Here is a 19486-nt window from a genome sequence, read left to right on the forward strand (position 1 = left end):
TTCAGCGCACTTGTTCCACTGTGCTCGGAGAGAAGCACTCCTGTCGCTCCGCATCGCCAAAGCCGGATGCGTTCTTCCGTAGGAACACCCAGAGACCGTAGCCGAGGGAACGGCAGGGTTGACGCGGTGGCTCCAGGATGCCCTCCCAGACGAGTCGTGCCGTACATTCCCGGAGCAGTGCGGAGTGATCCTCGAAAAGCAGAAGCGCGAATCCGTGCTCCGAAAGGGCTGTTTCCAGCTCTTTTCGGGAACGGGCTCCCTGCGCGCAGGACTCCCCTTCTCCACCGCAGGGTTGGCCGCTACGGCGGAAGAGGTCTGTCACGCCGAACCGGCCGCCGCGTCTCAGAACGCGAGCGATCTCCCCGAGGACGGGAAAAAGCGATTTCTGCAGGGAAAGGACGCATTCGCAAATCACGCCCTCGAATGTTTCCTCCCCAAAGGGAATGTGGCGGAGATTCCCCTCCACCACCGGGCCCTTCGCCGCAGCCCGGGAAAGAAGAGCCGCGGATCTGTCCAATCCCACGGCGCGGACGCCCTGCGCTTGGAGCAGTTCAAGGGTCGCTCCTCCGCCGCACCCCGCGTCGAGAACGGCCGTTCCGGAAGAAAACCCGCACAGGCCGAGCAGCCGGAGGGACAGTGCCCTTCCACCGGGGTGCATGGCCTCTCCCATGACAGTACGCCACAGGGGGTGTTCGTAGGGAAGCGACACTACTTGTCCTCCAGAATTTTCTCCACTTCGAGCATCTTGCCCAGGGCAAGGGCTTCGGGAACGAGAACGAGCCCACAGACGGCACAGGCGGGCAGCTCCACCTCGAAGCGGCTGCCGAGATAACAAGCGGCCACCTTCCGGGGCTTGAGTTCGCCGCCGCAACCGCACCGCCAACCTGTTTCGTCCTTGAAACTGAGTCCCGTCTCTCCGCTCATGACAGAACCTCCACGGTCATGCGATGGCTCCAGGCGTTGACGATCCGAAAGGAAGCCCCTTCGGTTCGGTATTCCACCCAGAAGGTGACGTTACCGATGCGTGAGGTTGCCAGCATCCTTCCCTCCGGTGAAACGAGAAGGCGGGCCGAATTGGAGGCCTCCCAAAGAGTTCGCCGGAGATCGCTGTCGAGGATGTGGCGTTCTTCAAGGCACCGTCGTACGTCGGGAGACACGATGAGATCCACATCTTCCCAAGGGTCCGGCGGGAGATCGCAGGTTCCGAGAAGTCGTCGTCGCAACTGCTCCCGGTTGGTTTGTCTCGCGGAGAACCCCACCGCCTCGTAAGGTGCCTCGGGAGGAAAGAAGAGGTCCAGAAGGTGCGCCACCGGTTTGCCCGAGTCGGAGAGACTTTCCCGGCACATGGCGCAGTAGGCGAGAAAATCTTTGTCGCTTTCTTCGAGCCGTCGTCGCACCCCTTTTTTCGCCAGATCCGGATCCACAAGAGACTGGAGACCGCCGTAGCCGCAGCAACGTGTGGTCTCGCCCGTCATGGACAGTTCCTCGAAGGGCTGCCCCAGGGCTCGGAGAATGTCCCGAACGGCATTACGCCAGGCCGGAAGAGAGCGGGTCGTACAGGGATCGTGAAGCGCGAGTGGGTTCGGCAGGGGATGGCCCGGAGGCAGCCCCTTTTCGCGGAGTACTTCCCAGAGGGAAAGAAAAGAGGTTTCCGGAAGCAGGCGACGAAAAACGTCGCCGCAGGAGGAACAGGCAAGGATCAGCGGAGGATTTCCGAGGGATTTCAGGGTTTCCCGCAGGGTATCGAGAACTTTTTGAAGCATGTCCCGTCGCCCTGCCCACCAGGCCGGAGCGCCGCAGCATCCCAGGAGCACTCCGAGGGTTCCGGAAAAGCGTTCGTCCAAAAAGGAGACAAGTGCCTCGGTCTGCTCCGGCATGGTGCCCGCGAGCTGGCATCCCGGAAAGAAAAGGGCCTTCGTTGCCGTGCGGCCCGGGCGGAACCCCGCGGCCCGGGGGCCGTTCGCATGATCCATGTCCAGCAGGGCGAACTCGTGGGCCGAAGGAGGCATGAGGCCGCGCTCCACGAGTTCCTCCCGGGCGGCGCGGCAGAGGTCCGCCATGGAGAAGTCGTTGGGGCAGAGCGTTTCGCAGAGTCCGCAGAGCGCGCAGGAATTGATCATCCTGTTCGCCTGGTGGTATCCCTGGACGACGGCGAAGTTGTTGTAGATTTCTCTGGCGTACGCCCTGGGATAACGCTTGTACGTCTCCAGAAAAACGCACTCTCTCACGCAGTGGCGGCACTCGCACTGGAGACAGCGCTGGGCTTCCTCCGCGGAATCGTTCCTCGGAGGGATCGACGCCACATCGCGGAGCGGTGTGTGAAGTCGGGTCGCGTTGGAAATTTCCTTCTCTCTGCCCGAGGAGAGGGATGCCCCCTGGAGAAACCGGTCCAGGGAGTTCGCGGCGCGCTTTCCATCGGCAGCCTCCCAGACGGGAGAGGACGATCCGTTCCGGAGAAAACCTCCGGCGAACAAGCCTTCGATGGTCGTCTCATACGTCGCGGAATCCACTGCCCCGACGGTGGAAAGATGCGCCAGGGCGGGATCGTCCATGCCAAGGTAGGCCGCCTCGCCCTCCCGGAGGGCCGGGAGAGAGAGGGGTTCCTCGCTTGAGCGGGTTACGCCGAGCTTCTGCAGAAACGCCCATGTTTCGGCGAGGATGTTTTGCGGAAGCGTTTCCTCGGGGAGGGAGAGAAGGCGCCCTCCCGGCAGCGTTCCCGTGAATCCCAGAAGGACCCGATACCCCTTCTTGGCCAGTTCACAGGCGCAGACCAGCGAGGAAAGGCCGCCTCCGAGCACGGTGACGGTTTTGCCTTTGGCAGGAAGGCGCAGGGGCGGTGCGGCGGGGCTTGTCCTTTCGAGACAGGCCCGCTCCAGCCGGCCGAGTTCCACTGCTCCCCCCGTTTCGGCCCGAATACAGGCGCTCTGGCAGGGGTGGTCGCAGATTCGCCCCAAAATGTCCGGTAAGGACATGGTCTTTGCCAGGATCTTTCGGGCTTCGTCGAAGCGCTCCTGCGCCATGGCGGCACAAAAAGCCCGTGCGTCCACCTTGAGGGGGCAGGCAGTCTGACAGTAAGGGGGTTCTTCCTGAATACAGCGATGCTCCAGGTCCCTGAGCATATTCTGTTCCATGGATCGCCTCCGAAGGAAAAGACGTTTCCGACGGTTCGTCTCCCCCCGGGAAGGGCGGCGAGTTGTCGAAGAATTCCAGAAAATGCGGGTTCGAAGGCGTTCTGGATTCGCGACAAACACGGCCATTGAGCCGGCAGACTACGTTCCGGGAAGAGTTTAGAAACGTTCGGGCTTCTTGGCAAACCGGTTCCGGATCGAGATCTCCGGGTTTCCGGAAGAGCCGTTCCCCCGCTTTCTCGCTCAGAGGAGAAGCGGGGGAACGGAGGGACGGGACCTTGTCTAGACGTGCTCTCCCCCCAGACCCGCGAGAATTTTTTCCGGGCGGGCGGGAAGCCGATGGACCCGTACGCCGCAGGCGTTGTAGATGGCATTGCCGATGGCGGCGTGGGGACTCGAGAGAGGAAGCTCCCCCACTCCTGCCGCGCCGAAGGGGCCGAACTCGCGCGGATAGTTCTCGAAGTAGACGATCTCGATGTTGTCCGGAATGTCCTTCGCGAAGGGAAAGCCAGCACCGAGGAGCGTGGAGTGCTTCTTGATATCCTCGAAATCCTCGGAAAGAGCGAGGCCGATTCCCTGAGCGATGCCGCCGTAGATCTGTCCGTCCGTGACGAGCCGATTGTTCACCTTGCCGATGTCCGCCATGAGGGTCATCTTGTCCACGGTGACCTTACCGGTCTCGGTGTTCACCGACACCTCGGCGAGGAAGACGCCGTACATGTAAACCACGAAAGGTTTTCCCTGTCCCTTTTCATCGCAGGCCACGCCGGGAACGGTGAATTTTCCCACGTATTTCACGGGTTTTCCCGCTGCGATAGCCTCCGCGTAGGTCATGCAGGTGCCATCGGCCTTACGGAGCCCCGCCACCATTTCCGTGCAGGCCACGCGAATGGCGTTCCCCGTGAGCACCTGCTGACGTGAGCCGCCGGAAGGACCTGAATTGGGTGTTTGCGACGTGTCGGGCCAGGTGAAGCGCAGCCGGTCCGGGGTGATGCCCAAGGGGCGCAGTGCCTCGTGGGCGGTGCCAATGGCGCCCATGTCCGCTCCCTGACCGTGATCCTCCCAGGCGGAGACGATGGTGACGGTGTCGTCGGGATTGAGCACCGCCCAGGCCTCGGAGCTGTCCGGTCCGTCGAGCCCGCAGCCGTAGCAGGCCATGGCGAGGCCGACACCTTTCTTGATTGTGTCGGTGGATTCCTTCTCCGCCTTTTTCTTCGCCGCCTCGTACCGGGGTTTCAGTGCCTCGAGCATTTCTGGATAGCTGAAGACCTCCGGTTCCTGACCGCTGGGGTTCGTCGCGCCGGGGCGGTAGCAGTTTTTGAAGCGAATCTCCCAGGGATCCATGCCGAGTTTCTCCGCCAGTTCATCCATGAGAAGTTCCGACGAGTAGAGGGACTGGGGAGAGCCGTAGGCGCGGAAGGCGGAGCCCCAGGCGTGGTTTGTGCACACCGTGCGTCCTGTCCCTTTGATGTTGGGAATATTATAGCCCGCGCCCATGAACTGGGCGCCTCGAAGGGTGAGCAGGTCGCCGAACTCGGAATAGGGGCCGTGGTCCACGTTGTAGTCCGTCTCCATGGCGAGAAGTCGGCCCTCTTTGTCGGCGGCGTACTTGATGTTCACGAAGAAGGGCGAACGCTTCCCCGTGTAGGTCATGTGCTGAAAGTAGGTGTACCGGAGGAAGCAGGGTTTTCCCGTGGCGAGGGTGGCCGCGCCGACCAGGGCTTCCATGGTGGGGCTGAACTTGTAGCCGAAGGTGCCTCCCATGGGGTTCGACACGAGGGCGATCTTGTCGGGTTCCACGCCGAGCCCTGGGGCGATCATGTAGAGGTGCAGATGGGCGCCGATAGTCTTGGAGTGGATCTTGAGAATTCCGTCGTCCGTCATGTAGGCGAAGCCCACATCGGGCTCGATGGTCATGTGGGGTTGTCTTCCCACGTAGAAATCGTCCTCCACGGTGACGGCGGCCGTTTCGAAGATCGGTCCCGTGGGGTCGCCCTTCTCCAGGTTCTGAATGTAGTAGATGTTGGGCGTGCCGGGGTGAATTTCCAGGGCGTCCTCCGCCATGGCTGCGGGGGCGCTCATGTAGGCGGGAAGGATCTCCAGGTCCACCTTGACCTTCTCCGCCGCCGCGCAGGCATTCTCGTAGGTGTCGGCGCAGACGATGGCGATGGCATCGCCGAACTGGAAGACCTTTTCGTCGCAGAGAATGGGCCGGTCCCAGCCGTCTCCCTTGTTGGTCGGGAACGTGATGAGTCCCGTGATGCGGTTCTTCCCCTTCACGTCCTTGTGGGTGACCACCTTGTAGACGCCGGGCATCTTCTCCGCCTCGGACGTGTCGATGCCCCGGATGTTCGCGTGGCTCACCGTGGCCTGCACGAGCGCGAGCTGCAGCGTCTCCTCCGGAAGTTTCAATCCGAGGTCCGCGCCGTAATCGAGCGTTCCCGTGGCCTTCGCCACCGCGGTGGGGCGTGGATAGGTGCCGCCCCAGATACGGCCGTTCTCGGGGAGGCGGTATTCCAGCTCGCTCTCGCTCATTTCGCCACGAAGTACCTTCGCCGCGGCCATCACGGCATCGACGATGGGGATGTACCCCGTGCAGCGACAGGCGTTCCGGTTCACGTGGAACCACTCCCGGACCTCTTCCCGGGTCGGCTTGGGATTTTGGTCGAGAAGTGCCTTTGCGGAGACGATGAAGCCGGGCGTGCAGAAGCCGCACTGGGCTGCGCCGAACTTGACCCAAGCCTTCTGGAGGGGATGCAGCTTTTCCGGTGTGCCGATGCCTTCGACGGTGGTCACGCAATCCCCTTCGGTGATTCTGTTGATTTTGAACACGCAGGAACGAATCAGTTTCCCGTTGAGAATGACATTGCAGGAGCCGCAATGTCCCGTTCCGCATCCCACTTTGGTTCCCGTGAGACCGAGCTGTTCCCGCAATACCTTCGCCAGGGTGTCCTCCCCATCGACAATGACATTGCGCTCCACGCCGTTGACGAAGAAACGTTTCTGAATCACCGTTCTTCAACCTCCCTTGAACTCTTTTTTGTGTGTCCTGTAATTTCCCGGCTCACTCGTGCGCTCTCGTTCTGTTTCATGGGATTGGCGCAGAAGATGCGTTGCGCTTCCATTCCCCGCCTTTTCACGCCCGTCGCTTTGGTGACATGTCCTTCTTTCATCACCTCCAAACAAAAAGGGACTGCCCGTGCGCAAAGATGGCAGTCCCGAAAGAAGAACATTCTTCTCCGCCTTCCTTGCCAAACACGGGAGGCGTGTCCGTTTCCAGACACACCCTAACGGCTGCATGCCGTGAGATCGCTCTTGTAGGCGATGCAGCTCGGAAGGTTTCTTTATTTTCGGTTGTAATACCTGATACCGAGCGAAAGGGTCCGCTTATGTCCCTTTCAGTCTGATTCTCCGAAACGGAAAGAGAACTTTCTCCCGCTCCGGGAATTCAGCGGTCGGCTTACTTGAGAAGAATCGCCGCTCCTGCGTCGGCGCAACGCTCGTCCTCGTCGATGGTGCCGCCGCTGACGCCGATGGCGCCGACGATGACTCCGTCCTTGTTCTTCAGAGGAACGCCGCCGGCGAAAATAATGACGCCGTCGTTGGACACTTCGATGCCGTAGAGAGGACCATCGGGGAGAGATGCGGCGCCGAGCTGTCGGGTGGTCATGTTGAAGAAGCGAGCGGTCTTTGCCTTCTTGATGGAAATGTCCACGCTGCCGATGAACGCACCGTCTTGGCGGGCGAAGGCTTTCAGGTTGGCCCCAGCATCCACCACGGCAATGTTCATGGGCACGCCCTGGGCGACTGCGTCGGCCAGGGCGGCCTCAAGGACCATCTGGGCCTGCTTCAGGGTGAGATCTCCGGGAAGTTGAAGCTTGGAAACATCCACAGCCATCGTTGTTCTCCTCCTTTGTGAATGGAAAAACTCATGGAACTGCAAATATTTTCCTGTGAATGAAGAATTCTGTCAAGTGATTTTGAGAAGAGACGGTTTTCTTTTGAAGATGTATATTGTGCACGAAATCAAAGGGTGGCAAGATATTGATGCAAAACGTCAATATACAATCAAATAAAAAGAATTTTTCGAGATTTTTATCCTAAAAAAAGAACAAAACTGGACAAAAGAGTTCCCGTCTCGAAGAGTCCTTTGAACAACGCTTTGGAGTGGGCGCCGTTTTCGAATTTTGAAGAAGGATGCGTTTCTTGGGCGGAAAGAGCGGCGTACCAGTTCACCGGCCATGGAGCAGATGCGGATTCGCGTGCGCTCCTCTGCGGAGGAAGAGGTTTTTTGTGGACGAACCCACCCTGAGTACGCGTCTGAAGACGTGGCGTGCCCGGGGTGGGAGAAGGTCATCCCAGAAAGGGGCGTCTCCAGTTCGTGGCGGGAACGGTGGTCTCCTTGATGTTCCGGGGTGAGAGCCACCGGGTGAGATTGTTCCAGAATCCCGCCTTGTCGTTCGTCCCGGAATGACGAGATCCTCCGAAGGGCTGACGCCCCACCACGGCTCCCGTGGGCTTGTCGTTGATATAGAAATTGCCCGCGGCGTGCCGGAGGAGACATTCCGCCGTGGCGATGGCGGCGCGGTCCCCGGCGAAAACAGCCCCCGTGAGAGCGTATTCCGTGGTGACGTCGCAGAGGCGGAGCGTCTCCTCGTAGGCGTCGTCGGGGTAGACGTAGACGGTGATCACGGGACCGAAGATTTCCTCGGTCATGAGCTTCCCTCGTGGATTGGACGTGCGGATAACCGTGGGTTCCACAAACCATCCCTTCCGGTTGTCGCAGCCGCCTCCCAGGAGAAGTGTGTATTCCTCGGGATGGTTCCGGGCGTAGTCGAGATAGCCCTTGATCTTGCGGAATGCCTCCTCGTCGATGACGGCTCCCATGGCATTGCCCAGGTCCTCCACGGGGCCCATGGAGATGAGGGGAACCTCTCTCCGGAGGTACTCCTCCACGCTGCCCCAGAGGCTCTCGGGAATATAGGCCCGGGAAGCGGCGGAACATTTCTGTCCCTGCAGTTCGAATCCGCCGCGCAGGAGATTCGCTCCCAGGGCAATGGGGTCCGCCGACGCGTGGGCGAAGATGAAATCCTTTCCTCCGGTCTCCCCCACCACGCGGGGGAAAGAGCGATAGGATTCGACGGAAGAGCCGATGGTCTGCCACAGGGTGAGAAAGGTCGCATAGCTTCCGGTGAAATGGAGACCGCTCAGGAAAGGGTGGCGCAGGACCGTGGCTCCGTCGGCGCTGGAGAAGGGGACGTAGTTCACCACTCCCGGCGGCAGTCCCGCCTCGAGGAGGAGTTCCATGATGAGATAGTTTGCGTAAAGGACACTCTTCGCGGGTTTCCAGAGGACGACGTTGCCGCACATGGCGGGGGCCGTCGGCAGATTTCCCGCGATGGAATAGAAGTTGAAAGGGGTGACAGCGACGATGAACCCTTCCAGGGGACGCCAGTCGAAACGGTTGATCTCCATCCGTCCTTGAAGGGGCTGCTCCTGATAGATCTCGTGGAGGTAGAAGACGTTGAAGCGCCAGAAATCCACGAGTTCCGCGAGATCGATCTCCGCCTCGAAGGGTGTTTTGGAGAGATTGGTCATGATGGCGGCGATGTGCTCGGTGCGCCGCACCGTGGCGAGCATGTCCGCGGCACGTTGAAAAACCGCCGCTCGTTGATACCATGGTGTGGTGGACCAATCTCTCCATGCTTCGAGAGCGTTCTCCACAGCGGCCTCGAGTTCCCTCGGTCCTGCGAGATGCGCGTTTCCCAGAAAACGTGTCGCATCGTGGGGAACGCGAAGCGGAATCGTTTTGCCGGTGTACACTTTTTCCCCACCAATGAGACAGGGCAACTCCCGGGGTGTTTTCCTCACTCGTTCCAGTTCCGCGAGCAGGCGTTCCCGCTCGGGGGAACCAGGGCCATAGGTCACAAGAGCATCCGCGTCGTTTTTGGGACGATCCATTTTCCACATGGAACTCTTCCTCCTTTATGCACAGATTCCACCAGGGGTGTGGATATGTGGATAAGAAATGTGGATATCTATGGAGAAAAGAGCCTTCGAGAGGCTGTCGTTACCGAATTGTCACGCCCAACGATGCCTGTGGAAAAAGAAGTCAAAAGAAGAATGCGTCATCATGTTGTTTCTTTGTAGGGGTATGTTTTTCGAGAAAAATGCCGAAAAAAGCACAGATGTTATGGGCTCAAAGTCACGATCTGAGTGGGATCTCTGAGAATGATTTCCGCTCCTTCCCGTCCTGTTTGGACCTTTCCCATCAAGACCAATTTACCCGAGGCAAGCATGTCCAGAGAGGGGAGGTGCGGTCTGTCACTTTCGTAGACTACTATTGCCGTGTGTCCTTTCTTTTCGAGGAGAAGAGAGCGCGTTCCCTTCTTTTCCACTCTTGCCGTGCGGAACTCCAGCGTGACGAAGCAGCCTGCGAGAGTGGGCAGCTCCGCCCAGATCTGTTCTCCCGTGAAATGTCGCCCCGCGGCGGCGTTCCAGAGACCACGTCGCTGTTCTCGGGCTTCCCGAAAGGCGTCGCGAATGCGCTCCACATAACGGACGTTGGGTGGCAGGGTGAACGGCATGGCCACTCCTCGCCGAACGAGTTCCTCATTGACGAGCACTTCGCCGTCAGGTCCTTCGGTCCACACATAGGCGAGGAGGCGGTTATAACGGTCCCGGCGTTCCACGTCCTCTTCCAGTCGGACTTTTTTCCCCAGGACGAGGTTTTTGTTTTCCAACGCGGCGATCCTTCCGAGTTCCTCTTCTCCGCGGGTGGGATGGTGCAGCTCCGGCGTGTCGATGAGGAGGTAACGAACTTTCTCGCTTTTTCCATCCTCGGTGGTGACGACGATGGTGTCTCCGTCGATAACCTCTGTGACAAGGCCGAGAGAGGCGTCTCCTCTGTCAAAAAAATGAACGGTCGCGACGAGAAGTGCGAGGAGAAGCGCTGAGAGTGATTTCACCTTGCGACGGTTTCGCAGGATGTTTGACGGCATGGTGCTTCTTTTCACGGAGCAGGCCCTCCTCTCGGAGGAAAGCTCGTTTCGTTCTTCACCGCTTCCTGCCTTGTCTCTGTCTGTGACGCGTGAGGGTTGTCGCTTCTTTCCGGAGGAAAGGGAAGAAGCGACGACGAAGACGTGGAAAGAAGAGAATGGAGGCGCCAGAGTACGGAAGGACAGGACAAGGGATTTCCTCCTGCCTCGATATATGTGAGAATGGAAGGAAAGTCTCTTTTGGACCAGGAGGGGAGGAGGAGGTGTGTAATGCCCGCCTCCACCAGCACTTCCGGCGACCAGGGAATTCCAGGACCCTGAAGGATGCATCCTTCCATGGACTTGAACGTGGGCATGAGAGAGAGAATCTGTCTGTCCCGAAGCGCTTCGGCGCTGATCCATGCCCAGGAGCACGATCCGGCGAGGTGCGCTCCCGACCAGGCGGGAAAGACATCGGGAGCGGAGTGAAGGTCGTCGAAGATTGCCAGGCTCCATCCCCACTCCCGAAGAAGCGGAACCAGTTCCGCATCATAACCAAGGAGCGCCACCTTTCCCCCTCGCGGAAGGAACCGGAGTGTTTCGAGAGGAAAACCCTCTTTCGGAGGAGGAAGCAGCGCCGCCGCCGCCGCGGATGCCGCGGCGAACTCCTGAGGAAAGGGCGAGACGAGCAGTTCCGCCAATCCCTGGGCGCTCTGGCGGAGAAGGTTCTCCGTATGGGAGTGGATACTGCGGAGCACTTCGTGGCCGGGCAATGGAACAGTGCCGATGCCGCATCGCCCGTCCCGGAGAAGCACACAGCTTCCGTGCCATCCGAGAACGAGTCGTTCCACGACGCCGTCGGGAATGCTGCGGATGTGGTCGAGGATCTTCTCGTACAGTCGCATGAGGTCCTCCCTCTCGTGATGGGGGCTTTTGGCTGAACGCCCACATCATCCCGTGGTTCCTATGGTACCGTATTTTTCGAAAAAGACACGGGCAAAACCTTGAAAAATCTCCGGGTAAGTTCCATTGCGCTTCTCGTGAACGACCTCCTCTTGAAGGATGAGAAAGGTCCGTCATTAAGGTGAAACGAAGGCCGATCTTCGTCGCAGATGCGAAGACACCTTGGGAAACAAACGATCTTCTCGATTCCTCATCTTACGTCGTTGATGATTACGTCGTTGATGAAGCGTGTAACCCTTCCTTCATACATAGAACGGAGCAAAATGCTCACACGAAATGCTCATACGAGGAGAACGGCGTCATCGCGGCGGTTTTTGCCTCACCACTTTTGAAATGGGTGTGTGCAATGTCGGCGCACGCGATGTTGCGCGCTCAGAAGTCCTTGAAAGACGGATTTTTGAGGAAAAAAAGCGCATCGGGGAATCGTCGTGAAAAGCTAGGGAAGCCCTGAATAAAGACCTTTTGCTTTCCCTTGACTCGGGTCGCATTAGGCTCTGCGAGGCGCCCTGCGGGGCTGAAGCAGTCTTATTCAGAGATTCCCTAAAAAATCGAACACGCCCTCCTTTTTTTTCGAGAAGACTCGCGTCCTGAGGATGGAGAAAAACGAAAGGGGTTCCGAGCATGATCGTGTTGGATGAGAAACAGGAAGCCCTGCTGCGCCGCTATGTCTCCCTTCTTGTGGAGGCAAACTCCCGAGCCCGGTTGATTGGCCCTTCCGATCCGGAGATCATCTGGTCGGAACATGTTCTGGACTGCCTTGCCACGGTGGATGTTCTTCCCCGGGAGAGAGGACTGGTTCTTGACCTGGGCTCGGGAGGAGGATTGCCGGGGATGATTTGGGCCGTATGCCGTCCGGATCTTCAGGTCGTACTCTGTGACAGCGTTCGGAAAAAAGCGGAACAGCTGCGCCTTATGGTGGCATTCCTCGGTCTGGAGAACGTTCGGGTCGAGGCGGTTCGTTCGGAAGAACTGGCCGCACGGGAGCGCGAAACGTTCCTTCTGGTGGGTGCGAGGGCGCTGAGTCATCTCGGGACGGTTGCCGAATTGTGTGCCCCTCTCGTGCAAGTGGGTGGGAGTGTTCTCGCCATGAAAGGACCGGGTGTTGAGAAGGAGCTGGCGGAAATTCGAAATCCCTGGGCCTTGCTCGGTCTGGCATCTCCGGAGATGATGTCCTATGAACTGAACGGCAAATCACGGTATCTCGTCCTGCTGCGCAAGAATGCGGCATGTCCTTCCGCCATTCCACGAAGACCCGGAATGGCGGAGAAGCACCCCTGGTGGAGGTGAATGATTCGTGCGAGTTTTCGCGGTAGCCAATCAAAAGGGAGGCGTCGGAAAGACTACCTGTTGCATCAATCTCGCTGCAGCATTGGGCATATTGGGCGTTGAAACACTGGTCCTCGACATGGATCCTCAGGGCAATTGCACGAGTGGATTGGGCATTGAAAGAAAAAGCCTCTCGAAGAGCATCTATCATGTTCTTGTCGAGGGTACGAGCATGGAGGAAGTTCTCGTTCCCACCGCCTGGAAAGGAGTTCATCTTGTTCCTGCAACGCTCGATCTGGCCGGAGCGGAGGTCGAACTGGCGGGAGCCATGAGCCGGGAAAACCGCCTGCGCCGTCAGCTCCACTGTTCCCATCCCTACGACCTCGTGCTCATCGACTGCCCTCCCTCGCTAGGGTTGCTCACGGTGAACGCCCTTGTGGCTGCGGAAAGGATCCTTGTTCCCATCCAATGTGAGTATTTTGCCCTTGAAGGAGTCGGCCAGCTTACTCGCACCGTTCGGCTCATCCAGGGATATCTGAACGAAACGCTCACCCTCGGAGGTGTGGTGCTCACCATGTTCGACGGAAGAACCCGTCTTGCGAAGGAAGTCGCCGAGGAGGTACGGCGTCAGTTCGGCTCGGATGTCTTCGAAACCATCATTCCAAGAAATGTTCGTCTTTCCGAGGCCCCGAGCTTCGGGAAGCCCATTGCCTATTACGACCCCACAAGCGCGGGAGCCGATGCCTATGATGCACTGGCGAAGGAGGTGCGGGCGCGATGGTTCGCGGAAAAGCGCTAGGAAAGGGATTGGAGGCTCTTTTCCCGGACTCGGGAAACGGAGAACCGCAAAGGAATCCGCGCAAACTTCCGCTCTCTCATCTCGTTCCAAATCCAGAACAGCCTCGGCGGTTCATGGACCCGGACGCCCTTCAATCTCTCGCGGATTCAATTCGTGAACACGGAATCGTGCAGCCCCTCCTCGTTCGGGAGCTTCCCTCGGGAGAATACCAGATTGTGGCGGGCGAGCGGCGGTGGCGCGCCGCTCGCATGGTGGGACTTGAAGATGTTCCTGTGCATGTGCTCTCCGTTGAGGATGGAGAACTCCTGGAAGTTGCCCTTGTGGAGAACATCCAGCGGGAAGATCTCTCACCTCTTGACGTCGCCGAAGCCCTCTCTCTTCTCATCGAAAAGTTTGGACTCACGCAAGAGGAGGTGGCGACCCGCGTCGGCTGGAGCAGAAGTGCGGTGACGAACAAGCTGCGCCTACTCCACTTGCCCGAAGAGGTGCGAGCGCTTCTCAAAGACGGTGGCCTTTCTGAAGGACATGCGAGAGTGCTCCTTTCCTTCCCCCGAGAGACGATGCTTTCTTTTGCGAAAAAAATTGTGGCTCAGGGGCTTTCTGTTCGCGAAGTCGAGCGTGCGGCTCAGCGGTGCGGCATGTCTCGGAAGCGGCGATCTCCCACGGACGAGACCCTTTTCTCCGATGTGACGCAACGTTTTGCGGATCGCTTCGGCATGAAAATCCAAATCTCCGGCCGAGGATCGCGAATGCGGCTTAAAATGGAAGGGCTCGACAAAGGGCAGATTACGGCACTGCTCGAATTTTTGGAGGAGCGAGGATCGCAATTATTTCCCGGGAAATAGCTGAGAGAGAGGAGGGCGATTGGAGAGAAGAGGTCGATGAGGAATTGAATTTTTTGGTGGGGACGAAAAAGATGGCGCAAAAAACAGGACGTATCTTCAAATCATCGCAACCAGATCATGCAGGGAGCGATGCGGATCATGGAGAGAAAGAGGCAAGTGGGTTTCTCGGATTGTGATGAGATGCGGCGATCGTGTTTGATCTTGTTGAAGAAGACCTCCACGAGGTGTTTCTTGCGAGGGCATCAGGAAGTCGCACTCCCGGGGGGTTTTGGGTTCGACCGAGGTGGTGCGGCGGCGATGCTCCCGCGTCGTTCGATCGGCGAAGGCGGAAGTGTCACGGTCATTCCGTTCTCTCCGAGGGCGTAGATTTGCCTCTGTCACACGCAGCGAAAAACTCCGGAACGATGGCGATGTCTGCCGCGATTCCTTCCGTCGGAAGAAATCGAAACGGATTGCCGCATTCGTCTACGACCGCGTGAGTTTTTGAGGAAATCCACTGCGGAACCGACCGAACGCCTGTGTGTTCTTCTCCCCTTGCCGGGGTCCTATGTTGGTACGCTCAGACGGCGTGCGGTCGATCATCAGAGATTCGATGTCTGTTTCGGGACGCATCTTTTTCTCAAGAGTCCGTTGTCATATGCCGTGTGCTTTCCGTCTCCAAAAGCGCGTGAAACCCTTCTGTCAGGGACCGTGCTCGGAGAGAGTGTTCTTCCACGGGCATCCGTTCGAAGAATTCAGAGTAGCGCATTGACGCTCGCTCGGTTATCCTTGCAAGGGCGCTCATTCCTCCCGCTTCGGTCCGGGGCGGAAGTTTCGAAAAGTCGTTCCCCTGCCGCATCATCGATGTCATGTCGGCTTGTCGCTATGCATGAGAACTGACCCCACGTGCTTGTCCAATTTTGTAAACACGCCCTAATACATAAAGAGGAATGTTTCATGTTCATTGGGAAATTGTTTGGATCGCCAGAGTTTTTCTATTGTGATCGTGCCGTTGTCTTTTCTTCACGAAAAGCGCTTGCTCTCTTGTGTTACTTGTTAGTGGAAGGAAAAGTCACCAGAGAGAAGGCTGCCGGCTTGTTGTGGAGTGAAAAGGAGGAGGCGACGGCGCAGAAAAATCTACGCAATACCCTGTATCTCTTGAAAAAAATGACTCCCGAAGGATGTGTTCTGTCCGATAGGCAGTGGATTTTCCTCGGAGCCCGCGACGCAATCCGAACGGATCTTGAAAAACTCGACGAAATGGAAACGATGAGCGTTGAACAGTGCCTCGGTTTCATCCCTCCCTTTCTTGATGGCTTGTACATCAAGGAGTGTCCTGTGTTTGACGAGTGGTTGCAACAGGTGAGGTATTTCTACGAGGAGCGAGCTGCGGTCGCCTTGAAAAAAAGGGCCGCAAGAGCATGCGAAGAAGGGCTTCTTGAGGATGGGCTGAGGTTGCTGCACGCTTATTATGGAAAAAACAGACTTGATGAAGAGGCGTGCCGCCTCTTGATGACGGCCTATGGAAAACAGCAGGACAAGAACAAGATCCGGGAACTCTATCGCAATCTGGAGCGTCATTTGAAAAAAGAACTGGGAATGTTTCCAGGAAAGCGCACGAGGAATGTGTACGAAACTTTCTTGGAGGGGGAGCTTCCCGATGGCGAAACAATTTTCGTTGAGGAAAGCATGCCTTCCGAATGTCGTGATGACTGGTTTTATGGTAGGGAAAGGGAGATGGATGAGATCCGTTCTTTCTTGGACGGAGCTTCCAGGGTACTTCGTTGCTTTCTGGTCATCGGAGAAGCGGGAGTTGGAAAGAGTTGTTTGATTGGAAAATTTTTGGAAAACTCTGATAAATACCTCCTTCTCTCCGCAAGAGGGGTCGAAGAAGGCAGGGAGATTTCCCTTTTCCCGTTTCATGATCTCATGAAAAACCTTGCTGCACAAATCGATCTGGGGAAGGTTGCGCCATCCTTTCCGGAAAGAGTGAAAGTGGTTCTGGGAGAGACATTTCCGGCACTCAACCTGGAGGTCGCCTTCGAGTCGACGAGCTTTTCAAGAATCGGTCGCATGCTGGCTGAGCTGTTCAGGGAGCTGCGTGCAAACGGTCCGATCCGTCTTGTTTTGGAAGACCTGCAGTGGTTTGATGACGCATCTTTACAGGTGCTGGAAAATTTCCTCGGAGGGGATCCCGGTGAGATCGAGATCCTTATGGCCTCCAGGCTCGATGTGAGCCCTAAAATCGTGAAAACATTGAAATCTTTCGCTGGCATGGGCCTTATCAAGTACAAGATGATCTACCTCAAGAGCTTCGATATGGAAGATGTGGAGCGATTTTGCAGGAAAGGTCTCGGCGGCCGGCGTCTCTCGCCTCAAATCGTGGAAAAGCTTTACGAGTACAGCGGAGGCCTTCCGCTGTATTTGAAGAATTATTTGAGCCTTATCGTGCAAAAGAAATCTATCGAGGATATTCCGGATAATGTCAAGGAGGCGATCGAACGAGTTCTTGCCGGTCTTGGCGACAAAGAAAGGCGGATTCTGGAGTGCATGTCCGTTTTTCTTAACGAGGTGAACTGGGATCTTTTGAGAAACGTGTGCGAATGCACCGAAGAGGTGTTGGCGGAGGCCGTCGAACTCCTGTGCCGGAAAGGTATCGTAAAGGAACTCCACCATGATTCGGGGGACCGCCTTTTCTTTCTTTTTAAGCATGCGAAGGTGAAAGAACATGTTTATGGCTCCCTTTCGGAGACCAAGCGGCGCATGCTTCATCAGAGAGTAGTCCATGCCCTGAAGGTTGACGACAACAGAGATCAGTGGAAGGATTTCGAAGGGGCCAAAATGATCTTTCACTGCCGAAGAGCGGGAATGATCCTGGACGAGCTATATTTATCACTGAAGAGGCTAGATTTTCAAAATCGATTAAATTATGAATTGTTCCCCTTGTTGGATGATGATACGTTGCATCGCAGTTCGGCGGCTTTCGAAGACATCGAAGAGACGAGAAGACGCTTCCTTGAAATCCAGGGTCTTCTTGGAAAAGTACGAGAACAAATGGGCGAAACAGATGCTTACAAGAGCCTCGAAATGACCTACCGGACATTGTTGGGTGGATATCTGGTGTGGTGGGGAGAGCACTCTCGAGGAGGAGCTTTTCTGAGAAGCGCTCTCGGTTGGGCGGCGCTGAAAGACGAGAGGGAACTGGAGCTGAAATGTCTTCAGAATCTCTGTTATCTTTTCATCCAGACAGAAGAGGGTCAGAGATTGGACTCTCTTGCGGAAAGATACATGCACGCCGCGGAGCGTTGCTTTGACGAACCGGCCTATGGAGCGGCGCTACGGTTCAAGGGATTGGCAGCGGCCTTTGAAGGAGATTTTGAAAAGGCTCTAGAATATTTTGATTCGTCAAACGGTTTTTTTGAGGACATCGAAGTCGCAGGAAAGTGCTTTACTCTTCAAAAAGAGGCGGCAAGGAAATATCAAGGCGAAGTCTTCCACAAGAAGGGAATTTTTAATAAAGCTGTTGAATCTTTTAATCAATGTTTAAAAAATTGTGATTTAAAGGGTATTCACCGGGGGAATTCTAGTTTTCATAGTAATTTGGCTCATGTGTTCTTTGATATGGGAGAATTTGATCTCGCAGAGAATCATGTTCAAGAAGCGCTGGATTTTATGGAAGATCGTAAATGGTGGAGAGGGAATTCTGTAGTTTATAGCATAAAATCTTTCTTATGCGCAAGAATTAAAAACGAACGCCTGGCTCTGGAATATTTAAAAAAAGCAGATGATATTTGTTTAAAATTAAATAAAAAATATTGGCTAGCGTTGCAGTTGTTTGTTAAGGGGGTCATTTCGAAGGAGCGTTTGGAGCAGGAGGAACTGAGATCCTTCCTCTCTTTGCAACCCGTCACCTATTTTTATGAAGCTGGGAGAATCTACGAGGACATCGGTGTCGAATTCATGGCGAAGAGGATGCGGGAAATGGAGATCTCTTTTGCGCTGCCGCAGGAAGCAAAGGGGGGCGGTGAGGAGTAAGGAGCGAAACCACAAAAAATCGGTTCTCTTGTGGTTTCGCTCGCGCAAACCGGTTGCTTCGTTCAGAATGGGCCGTATCCGATTGCGGTGGCGATGAGGAGAAATCCTGCCGCCATTGCCCAGGAAAGCAGCATGAAGGGCATGATGAACCTCAGCCACTTGTTGAAGGGTACCTTGGTGTACAACAGAAAGGCCACCAGGACGCCTACCGTTGGATAGCAGAGGTTGGAGAGTCCGTCTCCGAACTGGAAGGCGAGAATGGCGATCTGACGATTAAGCTCTATGATGTCCGCCACGGGGAGCATGATCGGGAGTGTGACCAGCGCCTGCCCGCTTCCGGAGGGGATGAAGAAGTTGATGATGGTCTGAACGACGAACATTCCGATGGAAGTGACGCTTTCGGGAAGGCCGGAAAGAGGCATGGAGATGGCTCGAACCAGGGTGTCCGTAATGTTTCCCTGATCCATGATCACGTTGATGCCTCTGGCCATGCCTACGGCCACGACTCCGATGAAGATCGCCCGTCCACCCTCGAGGAGGGTCTCAGCGAGTTTGTTGCTGTTGTACCCCGCAATGACCCCTCCGACGATGGCTCCGATAATGTAGGTCCCTGACATCTCGAAGAGCCCCCACTTCCAGTTGAAGGTCCCGAAGAGGATGACGGCGATTGTTGCGGCGAAAGTCAAAAGAATCAACGAGTGCCTTTTTGTGAAGGGAATCTTCTCGTGAAGCGCACTGCTTTCGAGGTGGGAAAAATCGAGATCGCCGACAATGCTGGAGGAGGGGTCTCTTTCGAGCATCCTGCAGTATCGCAGAACGAAAAAAATGCTCAACGCGAGGAGCGCGATCCAGATCACAAACCTGTAGCCGAAACCTGAGAAGAGAGGAAGCTCGGCCAAATTTTGCCCGATGCCGACTGTCCATGGGTTTGAGGGGCCTGCGGTCCAGCCAACGACGATGGCGATCAAGGGGATGGCAATTCCGACGAGCGGGTCATATCCCAGGCTCAACGCGATTCCCACGCAGAGTGGAGCGAAGGGGATCGCTGCCTCGAGCATTCCTGGAAAGCCGCCAAGGGCGGCGAAAAAAACCATGAGTGCCGCGATGACCCACTTTTTGCGCGCCTCTCCGATGATGTCCAGAAGCTTGAAGATGGCGGCTTTGATGGCTCCCGTGCTGTCGAAGACCTGAATTGCGGCTCCGATGATGAGAATCATGAAGATGAGTGCTCCGGCGTTATGCATACCCAGAGGAATGGCCTTGAAAACATCGAAAATCCTGACCGGAGTCTGGGAGATATAGTGGAAACTGCCCGGATCTACGACGCTGCGTCCGTTCACCGTGATTTTTTCGAATTGCCCTGCCGGCACAATGTACGTCAGAATCGCCACGAAAACGATGATCCAGAAAAGGATCACGATTCCGTTGGGAAACCTGAACGTCTTCTCCATGTCAGATTTCGTGTTACTGTTTCTCAAAGTAATTCCTCCTTTA

13 protein-coding genes and 1 riboswitch are annotated in these 19486 nt (G+C 56.5%); of the genes, 4 read left to right on the forward strand and 9 right to left on the reverse strand.

Annotated features, from left to right (window positions below):
- Position 1 precedes the first annotated feature (1 nt).
- From trsM to K349_RS0103360, 8 genes are all read right to left on the reverse strand, one after another.
- Complete coding sequence (gene trsM, locus K349_RS16240) at positions 2-709, reverse strand: DVU_1556 family methyltransferase (protein WP_026368446.1); 708 nt, start codon at positions 707-709, stop codon at positions 2-4.
- Positions 709-924, reverse strand: a complete 216-nt coding sequence (locus K349_RS0103315; RefSeq protein ID WP_026368447.1) for a DVU_1557 family redox protein — start codon at positions 922-924, stop codon at positions 709-711. The genes trsM and K349_RS0103315 overlap by 1 nt, the downstream gene beginning before the upstream one ends.
- On the reverse strand, positions 921-3131 hold the full coding sequence (locus K349_RS0103320; protein ID WP_026368448.1) for a pyridine nucleotide-disulfide oxidoreductase/dicluster-binding protein: 2211 nt from the start codon (positions 3129-3131) through the stop codon (positions 921-923). The genes K349_RS0103315 and K349_RS0103320 overlap by 4 nt, the downstream gene beginning before the upstream one ends.
- Before the next feature lie 279 nt (positions 3132-3410).
- Positions 3411-6140, reverse strand: coding sequence for a molybdopterin-dependent aldehyde oxidoreductase (locus K349_RS0103330; RefSeq protein ID WP_026368449.1), 2730 nt, complete (start codon positions 6138-6140; stop codon positions 3411-3413).
- Between the two features lie 216 nt (positions 6141-6356).
- A riboswitch (molybdenum cofactor riboswitch) is annotated at positions 6357-6477 on the reverse strand.
- Positions 6478-6588: 111 nt separating this feature from the next.
- Entirely contained in the window at positions 6589-7026 is a 438-nt protein-coding gene (locus tag K349_RS0103340) for a GlcG/HbpS family heme-binding protein (protein ID WP_026368451.1), read from the reverse strand.
- Between the two features lie 455 nt (positions 7027-7481).
- On the reverse strand, positions 7482-9098 hold the full coding sequence (gene pruA / locus K349_RS0103350) for an L-glutamate gamma-semialdehyde dehydrogenase (RefSeq protein ID WP_026368452.1): 1617 nt from the start codon (positions 9096-9098) through the stop codon (positions 7482-7484).
- 221 nt (positions 9099-9319) lie between these two features.
- Positions 9320-10144 carry a thermonuclease family protein gene (locus K349_RS17735; RefSeq protein WP_051464185.1) on the reverse strand — a complete coding sequence of 275 codons (825 nt, stop codon included), beginning with the start codon at positions 10142-10144 and terminating at the stop codon, positions 9320-9322.
- Positions 10141-11010 carry a Rossmann-like domain-containing protein gene (locus K349_RS0103360; protein ID WP_026368454.1) on the reverse strand — a complete coding sequence of 290 codons (870 nt, stop codon included), beginning with the start codon at positions 11008-11010 and terminating at the stop codon, positions 10141-10143. The genes K349_RS17735 and K349_RS0103360 overlap by 4 nt, the downstream gene beginning before the upstream one ends.
- Before the next feature lie 679 nt (positions 11011-11689).
- Between K349_RS0103360 and rsmG the strand changes: the two genes are divergently transcribed.
- The 4 genes from rsmG (at position 11690) to K349_RS0103385 (ending at position 17992) form a co-directional block, all read left to right on the forward strand.
- Positions 11690-12355, forward strand: coding sequence for a 16S rRNA (guanine(527)-N(7))-methyltransferase RsmG (gene rsmG, locus K349_RS0103365; RefSeq protein ID WP_026368455.1), 666 nt, complete (start codon positions 11690-11692; stop codon positions 12353-12355).
- A gap of 7 nt (positions 12356-12362) precedes the next feature.
- On the forward strand, positions 12363-13133 hold the full coding sequence (locus K349_RS0103370; RefSeq protein WP_026368456.1) for a ParA family protein: 771 nt from the start codon (positions 12363-12365) through the stop codon (positions 13131-13133).
- Positions 13112-13978: a ParB/RepB/Spo0J family partition protein gene (locus K349_RS0103375; protein ID WP_026368457.1), complete on the forward strand. Its 867-nt coding sequence runs from the start codon at positions 13112-13114 to the stop codon at positions 13976-13978. Before K349_RS0103370 ends, K349_RS0103375 begins: the two co-directional genes overlap by 22 nt.
- 936 nt (positions 13979-14914) lie before the next feature.
- Positions 14915-17992: an AAA family ATPase gene (locus tag K349_RS0103385; RefSeq protein ID WP_026368458.1), complete on the forward strand. Its 3078-nt coding sequence runs from the start codon at positions 14915-14917 to the stop codon at positions 17990-17992.
- A gap of 62 nt (positions 17993-18054) precedes the next feature.
- Here the strand turns inward: K349_RS0103385 and K349_RS0103390 are convergent, their stop codons facing one another.
- The gene (locus K349_RS0103390; protein WP_157367266.1) at positions 18055-19470 is read right to left on the reverse strand and encodes a YfcC family protein; all 1416 of its coding nucleotides are present in this window, start codon (positions 19468-19470) and stop codon (positions 18055-18057) included.
- Positions 19471-19486 lie beyond the last annotated feature (16 nt).

Origin of the sequence: Aminiphilus circumscriptus DSM 16581 (genome assembly GCF_000526375.1) — a bacterium.
Taxonomy (GTDB): domain Bacteria; phylum Synergistota; class Synergistia; order Synergistales; family Aminiphilaceae; genus Aminiphilus; species Aminiphilus circumscriptus.